Origin of the sequence: Variovorax sp. (assembly GCF_965279555.1) — a bacterium.
Classification (GTDB): domain Bacteria; phylum Pseudomonadota; class Gammaproteobacteria; order Burkholderiales; family Burkholderiaceae_C; genus Variovorax.
Genome location: NZ_OZ257247.1, coordinates 301944 through 314038 on the forward strand (window position 1 = coordinate 301944; position 12095 = coordinate 314038).

Annotated in this window: 15 protein-coding genes; 10 read left to right on the plus strand and 5 right to left on the minus strand. The window is 67.0% G+C overall.

What is annotated here, in order from left to right; genetic code table 11:
- Positions 1–25 precede the first annotated feature (25 nt).
- Positions 26–1891: a glutathione-regulated potassium-efflux system protein KefC gene (kefC, locus tag ACQY8B_RS01455; RefSeq protein WP_422085081.1), complete on the minus strand. Its 1866-nt coding sequence runs from the start codon at positions 1889–1891 to the stop codon at positions 26–28.
- Positions 1892–2617: an NAD(P)H-dependent oxidoreductase gene (locus tag ACQY8B_RS01460; RefSeq protein WP_422085082.1), complete on the minus strand. Its 726-nt coding sequence runs from the start codon at positions 2615–2617 to the stop codon at positions 1892–1894.
- Positions 2618–2709: 92 nt separating this feature from the next.
- Here ACQY8B_RS01460 and ACQY8B_RS01465 point away from each other — a divergent pair, with 92 nt between their 5' ends.
- Together ACQY8B_RS01465 and ACQY8B_RS01470 are read left to right on the plus strand one after the other, a co-directional pair.
- Positions 2710–3330 carry an AAA family ATPase gene (locus tag ACQY8B_RS01465; protein ID WP_422085083.1) on the plus strand — a complete coding sequence of 207 codons (621 nt, stop codon included), beginning with the start codon at positions 2710–2712 and terminating at the stop codon, positions 3328–3330.
- 80 nt (positions 3331–3410) lie between these two features.
- Positions 3411–3872: a MaoC family dehydratase gene (locus ACQY8B_RS01470; RefSeq protein ID WP_422085084.1), complete on the plus strand. Its 462-nt coding sequence runs from the start codon at positions 3411–3413 to the stop codon at positions 3870–3872.
- Between the two features lie 16 nt (positions 3873–3888).
- Here the strand turns inward: ACQY8B_RS01470 and ACQY8B_RS01475 are convergent, their stop codons facing one another.
- From ACQY8B_RS01475 to ACQY8B_RS01485, 3 genes are all read right to left on the minus strand, one after another.
- Positions 3889–4182 (minus strand): DUF4148 domain-containing protein, encoded by a 294-nt coding sequence (locus tag ACQY8B_RS01475; protein WP_422085085.1) that lies wholly within the window; start codon positions 4180–4182, stop codon positions 3889–3891.
- A gap of 136 nt (positions 4183–4318) precedes the next feature.
- Complete coding sequence (trmL, locus tag ACQY8B_RS01480) at positions 4319–4780, minus strand: tRNA (uridine(34)/cytosine(34)/5-carboxymethylaminomethyluridine(34)-2'-O)-methyltransferase TrmL (RefSeq protein ID WP_422085086.1); 462 nt, start codon at positions 4778–4780, stop codon at positions 4319–4321.
- 31 nt (positions 4781–4811) lie between these two features.
- On the minus strand, positions 4812–5537 hold the full coding sequence (locus ACQY8B_RS01485) for a phosphoribosyltransferase family protein (protein WP_422085087.1): 726 nt from the start codon (positions 5535–5537) through the stop codon (positions 4812–4814).
- Positions 5538–5559: 22 nt separating this feature from the next.
- On the opposite strand from ACQY8B_RS01485, the gene ACQY8B_RS01490 reads away from it, so the two are divergent.
- From ACQY8B_RS01490 to ACQY8B_RS01525, 8 genes are all read left to right on the plus strand, one after another.
- Positions 5560–6474, plus strand: a complete 915-nt coding sequence (locus ACQY8B_RS01490) for a biotin synthase (protein WP_422085088.1) — start codon at positions 5560–5562, stop codon at positions 6472–6474.
- Between the two features lie 224 nt (positions 6475–6698).
- The gene (locus tag ACQY8B_RS01495) at positions 6699–7175 is read left to right on the plus strand and encodes a DUF2244 domain-containing protein (protein ID WP_081269930.1); all 477 of its coding nucleotides are present in this window, start codon (positions 6699–6701) and stop codon (positions 7173–7175) included.
- A gap of 60 nt (positions 7176–7235) precedes the next feature.
- A complete protein-coding gene (gene coxB, locus ACQY8B_RS01500) occupies positions 7236–8414 on the plus strand; it encodes a cytochrome c oxidase subunit II (RefSeq protein ID WP_422085089.1) in 1179 nt (392 codons plus the stop codon).
- A 43-nt stretch (positions 8415–8457) separates the two neighbouring features.
- The gene (gene ctaD, locus ACQY8B_RS01505) at positions 8458–10098 is read left to right on the plus strand and encodes a cytochrome c oxidase subunit I (RefSeq protein WP_422085090.1); all 1641 of its coding nucleotides are present in this window, start codon (positions 8458–8460) and stop codon (positions 10096–10098) included.
- Between the two features lie 31 nt (positions 10099–10129).
- Complete coding sequence (locus ACQY8B_RS01510) at positions 10130–10243, plus strand: cytochrome oxidase small assembly protein (RefSeq protein WP_216639236.1); 114 nt, start codon at positions 10130–10132, stop codon at positions 10241–10243.
- 29 nt (positions 10244–10272) lie between these two features.
- Entirely contained in the window at positions 10273–10899 is a 627-nt protein-coding gene (locus tag ACQY8B_RS01515) for a cytochrome c oxidase assembly protein (protein WP_106936887.1), read from the plus strand.
- The gene (locus ACQY8B_RS01520) at positions 10896–11132 is read left to right on the plus strand and encodes a DUF2970 domain-containing protein (protein ID WP_422085091.1); all 237 of its coding nucleotides are present in this window, start codon (positions 10896–10898) and stop codon (positions 11130–11132) included. Before ACQY8B_RS01515 ends, ACQY8B_RS01520 begins: the two co-directional genes overlap by 4 nt.
- Positions 11133–11184: 52 nt before the next feature.
- Positions 11185–12066 (plus strand): cytochrome c oxidase subunit 3, encoded by an 882-nt coding sequence (locus ACQY8B_RS01525; RefSeq protein WP_422085092.1) that lies wholly within the window; start codon positions 11185–11187, stop codon positions 12064–12066.
- The last annotated feature ends 29 nt before the right edge of the window (positions 12067–12095 follow it).

Genomic DNA, 12095 nt, shown 5'->3' on the forward strand with positions numbered 1-12095 from the left:
GAAAAGCTCGCGGGGCGAGCTGTCGCTACGCGTCCGCTTCTTCCTTCGGTGCGGTTTCCTCGCCGTCGAGCCGGTCCCAGTCGCGCCCCGAGCGGCGCTGCCGCTCCTCGCGCTCGCGCGCCATCTGTTCCTCGAACTGCTGGCGGCCGGCCTTGTTGGCGGCGATCAGCTTGGCGCGGTCCTTGTAGTGGGGATAGATCTCGTCGCCGAGCTTGATGTTCCGGAGGCGAAAACGCATGGTCGATTCGCGCGCCTCGTGCGCCGGCCAGCCTAGCGCTTCGAGCGTCGCGCGGGCGCTGCGCAGCGACGACTCGAACACCTCGCGCTCCACATCCGTCACGCCACGGTCGCGCAGCTGGAACAGGTGCGTCACGTTGCGAGCCCGCGCGATGATGCGGGCCTGCGGGAAGTTCTCTCTCACCAGATCGACGATTTCCAGCGACTGCTCGATGTCGTCCACCGCCACCACGATGGCCTTGGCCGTACCCGCGCCCGCGGTGCGCAGCAGGTCGAGCCGGGTGGCGTCGCCGTAGAACACGCGAAAGCCGAACTGGCGCAGGCCTTCGACGGTGTCGGCGTCGTGGTCGAGCACGGTCACGCGCAGGCCCTGCGACATCAGCATGCGCCCGACGATCTGACCGTAGCGGCCGAAGCCGCAGATCAGCACCTTGGCGTCCTGCTGCTCCGAAATCTCTTCGAGCTGCGGCCCCTGGTTGCGGCTGTAGCGCGGCAGCACGAACTTGTCGAGCAGCACCAGCAGCAGCGGCGACAGCAGCATCGACAGCGCCACAGCGCCGATCAGCAGCGACGTGATCTCGGGCGGCAGTACGTCGGGCCCCGCGGCCTGGAACACCACGAACGCGAATTCGCCGCCTTGCGCGAGCAGCAGCGTGAACACCGGCCGCTCCTGGTAGGCGATGCCCATCGCCTTGGCCAGCGCATAGATCACCGCCAGCTTGACGACCATGAAGCCGACCACCAGCGCCGCCATGATCCAGGGGCTCGCAATGAGCACGCCGAAGTTGATCGACATGCCCACGGCAATGAAGAACAGGCCCAGCAGCAGGCCCTTGAAGGGCTCGATGTCGGTCTCCAGCTCGCGCCGGTATTCGCTCTCGGCCAGCAGCACGCCGGCGAGGAAGGCGCCCAGCGCCATCGAAAGGCCCACCAGCTGCATCAGCGCCGCGATGGCCACCACCAGCAGCAGCGCCGCGGCGGTGAAGATCTCGGGCGTGTCGCTGCGCGCGATCCAGCGCAGCACCGGGCGCAGCAGCAGCCGGCCGCCGAGGATGATGCCGCCGATCACGCCGATGATCTTCGCGGCTTCAAGCGCGCGGTCTAGCCCGCTGATCGACTGCTCGGCGGCGGTGGCGCCGGCCAGCAGCGGCAGCAGCGCGAGGATGGGAATGGCCGCCACGTCCTGGAACAGCAGGATCGAGAAGCCGGCCTGTCCGCTGGGTGTTTTCAGCAGGTTGCGCTCGCCGAACACCTGCAGCGCGATCGCGGTGGACGACAGCGCCAGGCCCAGCGAGGCCACCAGCGCCACGCGCCATTCCGCGCCCACCGCACAGCCCGCGGCGAACAGCACTGCGGCGCAGCTGACCACCTGCGCGGTGCCCCAGCCGAAGATCGGGCGGCGCAGGTTCCACAGGCGCTTGGGCTCGAGTTCGAGGCCCACCAGGAACAGCATCAGCACCACGCCGAACTCGGCGAAGTGCAGCACGTCCTGGACGCTGGACACCAGCCCAAGCCCCCAGGGGCCGATGGCGATGCCGGCCACGAGGTAGCCGATGATGGAGCCGAGGCCCAGGGCCTTCGACAGCGGCACCACCAGTACGGCGGCGCTCAGGTAGATCAGGCTGCTGGTCAGCCAGGCGGGTGCGTGTTCCATTCAGGTGGCCTTGCTCGTGGAGGCGGCTGCCAGCCCGTGGGTCATGGCGGAGTGGAAGGCGCTGGATACGGCCTTGCCGATGTCGTCCGGATCGGCCGGGCGATCAGCTTCGGGCACCGGACAGGCGATGCAGGTGTCGAGTTCCTCGATCTCGGGCCAGTCGGGGTAGCTTCCCAGGCGCTGGGCGAAGGTCTGGACGTGCGCCTCCACCTCTGCCTCGGGGGCGCTGCGCGCGCCGTGGAAGATCAGCGGCGGCAGGAAGCGCATGCCGCACAGCGCGGCGGTCTGCTCGTAGGGCGGCAAGAAGGCGTCGAAGAAATAGCGGTGGTAGCTCTGCGGGTGGTAGCTGGGCTCCGGGCTGCCGGTGGTGGCCACCAGCCAGAGGTCCTTGCCCTGCAGCGCCGTGCCCCCGGGGCCGTACGCCCAGCCGTAGGCGAGCACGTCGTCGAGCCAGAGCTTCTGCAGCGCGGGCATGGAATACCACTGGATCGGGTGCAGCAGCACCACCAGGCTGGCCTTGGCGAGCCGGGCCTGCTCTTCCTCGACGTCGATGGAGAAGTCGGGGTAGCTGCCGTAGAGGTCGTTCACCTCGACGCCCGGCACTGCGCGGGCGGCGGCCAGCATGCGGCGGTTGACGCGCGAATCGCGCCAGTGCGGGTGCGCCGCCAGCACGTAGATGCCGCCAGGACCGGCGGCGGTGGTTCCCGTGGATGTTGTTGTCGTCATGCCGAGAACATATCTCAGTCAGGGCCGGCGCGTCGGGCAAAAACGCGCCAGCGACTACCATTCCGGCTGTCCCAGTTCTGGAGGAGTGCCTTATGCCGGTGGTTCTGGTCGCCAATCCCAAGGGCGGGGTCGGCAAGTCGACGATCGCGACGAATGTCGCGGGCTATTTCGCAAGCCGCGGCCATGCCGTGATGCTGGGCGACGTGGACCGCCAGCAGTCCTCCCGGCTGTGGCTGGGCCTGCGCCCGCCCCAGGCCCGGCCCATCGCCACCTGGGAAGCCACCGGCGACAGCACCGTGGTGCGGCCGCCGCGCGGCACCACGCACGCGGTGCTGGACACGCCGGCCGGGCTGCACGGCTGGCGCTTCAAGGAAGTGCTGGCGCTGGCCGACCGGGTGATCGTGCCGCTGCAGCCGAGCATCTTCGACATCTACGCGACACGCGACTTTCTCGACCGCCTCAAGGAACAGCGCCGTGCCGAAAAAACCCAGATCGGCCTCGTCGGCATGCGGGTGAACGCCCGCACGCTGGCCGCGGACCGGCTGCACGAGTTCATCGAGGGGCTCGGCGTGCCGGTGATCGGCGAATTGCGCGACACCCAGAACTACGTGCAGCTCGCGGCGCGCGGGCTCACGGTGTTCGACATCGCCCCGGGCCGGGTGCAGCGCGACCTGGAGCAATGGCAGCCGATCTGCCAATGGCTCGACGCCTGAAGGCGCCTCCCGGTTTTCCCTGAGCCCGGTTGTCGCGAGCCCGACAGCCGGCCGCCCACCCTTGACTCCAGAATGCCCGCATGACCAAAAAGACATTCCAGACTCTTCAGGATCTCTCCGCCTGCGTCGGCCAGGAAGTCGCCGTGAGCGACTGGATCACCATCACGCAGGAGCAGGTCAACCAGTTCGCCGAGGCGACGGGCGACCACCAGTGGATCCATGTCGATGTGGAGCGGGCCAAGGCCGGCCCTTTCGGCGCGCCCATTGCGCACGGTTTCCTCACGCTGTCGCTGCTGCCGCGATTCTTCGAGACGGCCATCGACGTGGTGGAGTCGCGCATGGGCGTGAACTACGGCATGAACCGGGTGCGCTTCATGTCGCCGGTGCCGGTGGGCAAGCGGCTGCGTGCGCGCATGAAGCTGCTGAGCTCCGAGCCCATTGCCGACGATGGTTTCCAGATGACCTGGGAAACCACCATCGAGCTGGAAGGCGCGGCCAAGCCGGCCTGCGTGGCGGAGTCGGTCGCGCGGCGCTACCGCTGACCTCCCCCCCTTTTTCTTACATCCGGCGGTCGGTCACTTCGCCGTAGGTGGCGGCGCCCTGGCGCGTGATGCTCAGCGCGCTCTGGCGTACCGAGCCGCGGTCGGTGCTGCCGTCGCGGGCCTGGAGTGCGCCCGTGCCGCCATTCGTGACCCTGAACGGCTGGCGCGCGTCGGCCTGAACCTGCGCCCGCGACAGCGTCGACTGGAAGGGGGCCGGCGGCAGCGGGTTCTGCTCGCCCTGGAAGGCTTGGGCGCTGCCGGCAAATGCCAGCGTGGCGAAGACGGCAAGGGCGATCGGCTTGGTGTTCATTGCAAGACTCCTGGCTAACTGGGTTGATGGACCTGATGCCGGGGCGTTTCGCGTCCGGCATGCTTTCCATACGGCCCGCATCCCCGATCAGATGCGTTCCCGCCGTGCCTGGAGCCTGCGACTTTGTTTCTTTATGTCACCCGAAGCCGTTTTGCCGCCAGGCTTCGAACACGGTGACAGCCACCGCGTTCGACAGATTCAGGCTGCGCTGCCCTTCGCGCATCGGCAGCCGCAGGCGCTGGGCTTCGGCGAAGCCGTCGCGCACGGCGGGCGGCAAACCGCTGGTTTCCGAGCCGAAGACCAGCCAGTCGCCGGGCTGGAAGCGCACGTCGTGCACGGCCCGGGTGCCGCGGGTGGTGAGGGCGAACATCCGGTCGGCCGGGGGCTGCTCCGCGGCGAGCAGGGCCTGCCAGTCGGCATGGCGCTTGACCTCGGCGTACTCGTGATAGTCGAGCCCGGCGCGGCGCAGCAGGCGGTCGTCCATCGAAAAGCCGAGCGGCTCGACCAGGTGCAGCGTGCAGCCTGTGTTGGCGGCGAGCCGGATGACGTTGCCGGTGTTCGGCGGAATCTCGGGGTGGACCAGGACGATATGGAACATGCGCCGATTGTCGGCGCCCCAGGGCGCGGGCTCAGCGCGGCGGGTCGGTGCGGGCCAGCACCACCGCCGTGATGTGGGCCGCGCCGGCCAGCCGCAGCGCTTCGGCAGCCGTGAACAGCGACGCGCCGCTGGTCATCACGTCGTCGACCAGCACGACGCGCCGGCCACTGACTTTTTCCGCGCACAGCGGCTCCACGGCGAAGGCGCCGCGCAGGTTGAGCAGGCGTTCGGCGCGCGCGAGGCCGCTCTGTGCCGGCGTCTCGCGGGTGCGCAGCAGCAGGCGCGCGTCGGTCTTGCCGGCGGACAGGCGTCGCGCGAGTTCATGTGCCTGGTTGAAACCGCGTTCGCGCAACCGGCCGGGCGCCAGCGGCATCGGCAGCACCAGGTCGCATTGCTCCAGTGCCGGTTCGACCCAGGGCGCGCTGCGCATCAGCGTGGCGAACGGGGCGGCCCAGCCTGCCTCGCCGCGGAACTTGAAGGCGGCGATGGCGTCCGGCCACGGCCAGGCGTAGGTGCAGGCGGCAAGGCAGGCGTCGAGCGGCGGCGGATGCGCAACGCAGTCGCCGCAGCGGGTCACTCCCTCGGGCAACGGCAGGGCGCAGCCGCCGCAGCGTGCCGCGGGAGGGGCGAAGCGGGCCACGCAGGCGTCGCACACCGCGCGCGAGGGCCATGCGCGGCAGACCGCGCACTGGCTCGGCAGCCGCGCGAGCAGGGCGGTGAAAGGACGGAAAGGCCACAGGGCGTGCTGGCTGGACATCGCTCAATATACTCACTGCCCCATGGCCACCGACCCCTCACGACGACCGCCGACCATCGATGCCACGGCGGCTGCCCGCTGGCGTCGCCTTGCACCCGCCGACGGCTCCCCCTGGCTGCACGAGGAAATCGGCCGCCGCATGGAAGACCGGCTGCAGTGGATCAAGGCACAGCCCCGCACCTGGGCCAATTGGGCGCCGCTGCGCGGCGGCCTCGAAGCCCATGAACTGGTCGCTCGCCGCTACAAGGACGCCGCCTCCTTCGTCATCGAACCCGAGCCCGCGCTCGCGGCCGCCACCGGCCAGGCGCTGGCCGCGCCGTGGTGGAGCGCACGCCGCTGGCAGGCCGGCAAGGCACGTTTCGACGCGCCGCCCGAAGACGGCGTCGACCTGCTCTGGGCCAACATGTCGCTGCACATGGCGGCCGACCCCGAGGCACTCATCGCGCACTGGCACAAGCTGGTGGCCACCGACGGCTTCCTGATGTTCTCGTGCCTCGGCCCCGACACGGTGCGCGAGCTGCGCGCGCTGCATGCCCGCCTCGGCTGGCCCGCCGCGGGCCACGAGTACACCGACATGCACGACTGGGGCGACATGCTGGTCCATGCCGGCTTCGCCGAACCCGTGATGGACATGGAGCGCATCGTGCTGACCTGGGCCACGCCCGAGGCGGCACTGGCCGAGCTGCGCACGCTGGGCCGCAACCTGCACCCCGGGCGTTTTCCGGCGCTGCGCGGCAAGGCCTGGCACCAGTCGCTGAAGAAGGCACTGCCCGACCTCGCGCCGGCCGAAGAGGGTGGCGGGCGCATCGCGCTGACCTTCGAGGTCATCTACGGCCATGCGTTCAAGCCGGCGCCGCGCGTGTCGCTGTCGGCCGAAAGCGCGGTGTCGCTGCGCGAGATGCGATCGATGCTGCAACGGGGTCGTCCGGGCGCCTGATCGCTGGCCGGCCGGTGGCCGAAAACGCTAGGCGCAGAGGCCGTTTCTTGCCTACTAGTAGTGACCCGTAGGCGTCCCACAGGGCACTCTGGCGCAGGTATCTACCCGCTACAATCCGCCGTTGCGTGGAACTCGCGGGTATTGTCCCGCGATCGAGGGGTGTCGGATCCTGTTTGTACGAGGGGTTTGGCGACCGTCGACGCACCGATTTGCTGAACTCGCCCGTGTCGAATTCCGTGTTTCGATTTGCCACCGTTTCAGGCCAGAGCATTCACTGGTTCCTGAAGCGGAACTGCTCGGTGACGCCGAGCCAGCTTGGCTGGCTCTACGCTTCGCTGTGCGTGGTATCGCTCGGCATCGGCACCCTGTTCTGGCTGCACGGTGCGCCGCTGGTTCTGCCTTTCGCCTGGCTCGAACTGGCCGCTGTCGGATTCGCGTTCATGGTCTACGCGCGGCACGCGACCGATGGCGAAAAGATCGCGCTGCAGGAGGGACGCCTCGTCGTCGAGCTCGAGAACGGCGGGCACTACGAGCGCACGGAATTTCTTCCGCACCAGGTGCGGGTCGAACCCCAGGCCGGCGATCGTTCGCTGATCGAGGTCTCGGGGCAGGGTCGATCGGTCAGGGTGGGGCGCTATGTACGCCCGGAGTTGCGTGCGGCTTTGGCCCGCGAGATTCGCATGGCGTTGCGTGGCGCCTGAGGGGGCTCGCGCAGTGCTGCACGGTTGGGTTTGTCGAAAAATTGAAGAAACGTGAACACGATGAAGAGCATTTGGCGCAATAAGTACAGGCCGGCGAATCTGTTGCTGGCGGCCGGCGCGGCTTTCAGCAGCGCGGCGCACGCAGTCAACGATCTGCCCGGCGGCCCTTCGGTGCGCCAGTTGAATCTTCCGGTCGGCGTGACCAAGATCGCGCAGGAGCAGCATCTGCTCCACACGATCATGATGATCCTGTGCACGGTCATCTTCGTCGGCGTGTTCGCGGTCATGTTCTATTCCATCTGGAAGCACCGCAAGTCGGTGGGCCACAAGGCCGCCAACTTCCATGAGTCGGTGGTGGTCGAGGTCATCTGGACCATCGTGCCCTTCCTCATCGTGATCGTCATGGCGCTGCCCGCCACCAAGGTGCTGGTGGCCCAGAAGGACACCACCAACGCCGACCTCACGATCAAGACCACGGGCTACCAGTGGAAGTGGGGCTACGACTACCTGAACGGCGAAGGCGAGGGCCTGGCCTTCATCTCCACGCTCGACAGCTCGCAGCGCGCCATGTCCGACGCCGGCGCCAAGGGCGCGATGCCCGACGACTACCTGCTCAAGGTCGACTACCCGCTGGTGGTGCCGGTCAACAAGAAGATCCGCATCATCACCACCGCCAACGACGTGATCCACGCCTTTGCAGTGCCGCAGCTGGGCCTCAAGCAGGACGCCATTCCCGGCTTCGTGCGCGACACCTGGTTCCGCGCCGAAACCATCGGCACCTACTACGGCCAGTGCCAGGAACTGTGCGGCAAGGAACACGCCTTCATGCCGATCCAGGTGAAGGTGGTCTCGGCCGCCGACTACACCGCCTGGGTGGCCGACCAGCGCAAGATCGCCGCGGCCAAGCTCGACGACCCGACCAAGGTCTGGACGCTGCCCGACATGATGGTTCGCGGCGAGAAGGTCTACGCTGCCAACTGCGCCGCCTGCCACCAGGCCAACGGCAAGGGCGCGGGCCCGATCAAGGCGCTCGACGGCGACCCGAAGGTGCTCGACGCCGACCACACGGTGCAACTGCATGTGCTGCTCAACGGCCAGAACAACGGCGCCATGCCGTCCTGGAAGCAACTGAGCGATACCGACCTCGCGGCCGTGGCCACGTACACCAAGAACAGCTGGTCGAACAAGACTGGCCAGCTGGTGCAGCCGGCCGAAGTGCTCGCCCTGCGCGGCAAGTGATGCGACAGCGTCCCGCGACGAAGAAATTGCAAGGAACAACGAAATGAGTGCAGTCCTCGACCCCCACGGTCACGCAGTCCCAGGCGACCACGCACACGACGAGCATCACGACCACCACGCGCCCACCGGCTGGCGCCGCTGGGTGTTCGCGACCAACCACAAGGACATCGGCACGCTATACCTGCTGTTCAGCTTCACGATGCTGATGGTGGGCGGCGTGCTCGCGCTGCTGATCCGCGCCGAGCTGTTCCAGCCCGGCCTGCAGCTGGTGAACCCCGAGCTGTTCAACCAGTTCACCACCATGCACGGCCTGATCATGGTGTTCGGCGCCATCATGCCGGCCTTCGTGGGCTTCGCGAACTGGATGATCCCGCTGCAGGTGGGGGCCTCCGACATGGCCTTCGCGCGCATGAACAACTTCAGCTTCTGGCTGCTGATCCCGGCGGCGCTGATGCTGGTGGGTTCGTTCTTCATGCCCGGTGGCGCACCTGCCGCGGGCTGGACGCTGTACGCGCCGCTCACGCTGCAGATGGGCCCCTCGATGGACGCCGGCATTTTCGCGATGCACATCATGGGCGCTTCGTCGATCATGGGTTCGATCAACATCATCGTCACCATCCTCAACATGCGCGCCCCCGGCATGACGCTGATGAAGATGCCGATGTTCTGCTGGACCTGGCTCATCACCGCCTACCTGCTGATCGCCGTGATGCCCGTGCTCGCCGGCGCCATCACCATGACGCTGACCGACCGCCACTTCGGCACCAGCTTCTTCAACCCCGCCGGCGGCGGCGACCCGGTGATGTACCAGCACATCTTCTGGTTCTTCGGCCACCCCGAGGTCTACATCATGATCTTGCCGGCCTTCGGCATCATCAGCCAGGTGGTGCCGGCATTCGCCCGCAAGAAGCTCTTCGGCTATGCCTCGATGGTGTACGCCACCTCGTCGATCGCCATCCTGTCGTTCATCGTGTGGGCTCACCACATGTTCACGACCGGCATGCCGCTCACCGGCCAGCTGTTCTTCATGTACGCGACCATGCTGATCGCGGTGCCTACGGCCGTGAAGATCTTCAACTGGATCGCCACCATGTGGCAGGGCTCGATGACCTTCGAGACGCCCATGCTGTTCGCGGTCGGCTTCATCTTCGTGTTCACGATGGGTGGCTTCACCGGCCTGATCCTGGCCGTCGCGCCCATCGACACGCAGCTGCAGGATACCTACTACGTGGTGGCCCACTTCCATTACGTGCTGGTGGCCGGCTCGCTGTTCGCCATGTTCTCGGGTTTCTACTACTGGGTGCCCAAGTGGACCGGCGTCATGTACAACGAGACGCGCGGCAAGGTGCACTTCTGGTGGTCGCTGATCTCGTTCAACGTGACCTTCTTCCCGATGCACTTCCTGGGCCTGGCCGGCATGCCCCGACGCTACGCCGACTACCCCATGCAGTTCGCCGACTTCAACGCCGTGGCTTCGGTCGGTGCGTTCTTCTTCGGCTTCGCGCAGGTGTACTTCTTCCTTTTCGTCGTGTTCCCGACCATGCGCGGCAAGGGCGAGAAGGCTGCGCAGAAGCCGTGGGAAGGCGCCGAAGGCCTCGAGTGGGAAGTGCCGTCGCCGGCGCCGTTCCACACCTTCGAGAACCCGCCCAAGCTCGACGCGACCGCCACCAAGGTGATCGGTTGACCGGCTTCGCGGCAGCAACAGCCACCAAGCGATGACACCCGAACAGAAACGCAACAACCGGCGCATGGGGCTCACGCTGGCTTCCATCGCCGTGGTGTTCTTCATCGGCTTCATCGTGCGCATGGTCTGGTTCGGCGCGCGCTGAGCCGCCGGCCACTGAACGGGAGCACCAGCATGAGCATCGGTCAACGCATCCGCCGCGCCAATGTCCGCATGGTCGGCAAGCTGGCTGTCGTGGCCTGCGGCATGTTCGCCTTCGGCTATGCGCTGGTGCCGATGTACCGCGCCATTTGCGAGATGACGGGCATCAACATCCTCGCGCTTTCTGAACTCGAGGTGCCCGGCGGCGCCAGCGGCGGCAAGAAGGTGCGCGTGCCCGACAACACGCAGGTCGACATGACCCGCACGATCACGGTCGAGTTCGACTCCAACGTGCGCGGTGGCCTCTGGGACTTCAAGCCCGCGGAGCGGACCATCCAGGTGCATCCGGGCCAGCTCAACACGGTGATGTACGAATTCCAGAACGTGCAGAACCGCCGCATGGCCGCGCAGGCCATTCCGAGCTACGCGCCGCAGCAAGCCGCGCCCTATTTCAACAAGCTCGAGTGCTTCTGCTTCAACCAGTACACGCTCGATCCGGGCGAGAAGAAGCAGTGGCCGGTCGCCTTCGTGATCGACCCCAAGATTTCCAAGGACGTGAAGACCATCACGCTGTCGTACACCTTCTTCGAGGTGGGCGGCAAGACGCCCGCGGCGCCGGTCGCCGCTGTTTCGAATGCCCCGAATGAGCCGCGCTCGTGACCACGTCGCCCGAACGGCCGAAAGCTTCGAAAGCTTCGAAGGCTTCGAAGGCTTCGCTGTGGGACACCGTGAAGGCGGTGGCGTGGTCGTTCTTCGGCGTTCGCAAGAACAGCGCCTACCAGGAAGACCTGGGCAAGCTGAATCCGCTGCACATCATTGCGGTGGCGTTCGTGGCCGTGATCGTCTTCGTGGTCGCGCTGGTGCTGCTGGTGCGCCATGTGGCCGCGGCCTGAACGAGCAGAATCCACTGAATCGAGAGAAGAAAGAAAGCCAGGAGCAGCTGATATGAGTTCAACCACCCACGGCGCCACGCCCTACTACTTCGTGCCCGGACCGTCGGCCTATCCGGTCTCGGCCGCGATCGGCCTGTTCTTCGTGATCCTGGGCGCCGCGCAATGGATCAACGGCCATGCGTGGGGCGCCTGGTCGCTGCTGGCGGGCATGCTGATCTGGCTCGGCACGCTGTTCGTGTGGTTCCGCGCCGCCATCGGCGAGAGCGAGAGCGGGCAGTACGGCCACAAGGTGGACCTGTCGTTCCGCTGGAGCATGAGCTGGTTCATCTTCTCCGAAGTGATGTTCTTCGGCGCCTTCTTCACCGCGCTGTGGTGGGCCCGCACCCATGCGCTGCCGACGCTCGGCAGCCTGGACAACGCAATCCTCTGGCCCGACTTCAAGGCCGTGTGGCCCAGCATGGCTGCCGGCGCCACCGGCTCGCCCGCCGGCATCGTCGAGCCCTTCCAGACAGTCGGCCCGTTCTGGCTGCCCACGATCAACACCGCGCTGCTGCTGAGCTCGGGCGTGACCCTCACCATAGCCCACCACGCGCTGCGTGCCGGCCATCGCGCGCAGACCATCCGCTTCATGTGGATGACCGTGCTGCTCGGCCTGGTCTTCCTGGGCGTGCAGGGCTACGAGTACCACCACCTGTACACCGAACTGAACCTCAAGCTCAGCTCGGGCACCTACGGTTCGACCTTCTTCATGCTGACCGGCTTCCACGGCCTGCACGTGTTCATCGGCATGCTGATGCTGCTGTTCATCACCCTGCGCCTGCGCAAGGGGCACTTCACGCCGGAGCGCCACTTCGGCTTCGAAGGCGCGGCCTGGTACTGGCACTTCGTCGACGTGGTCTGGCTCGGCCTTTACATGCTGGTCTACTGGCTTTGATCGAAGCACCTCGCGGCATTCCACAAAAA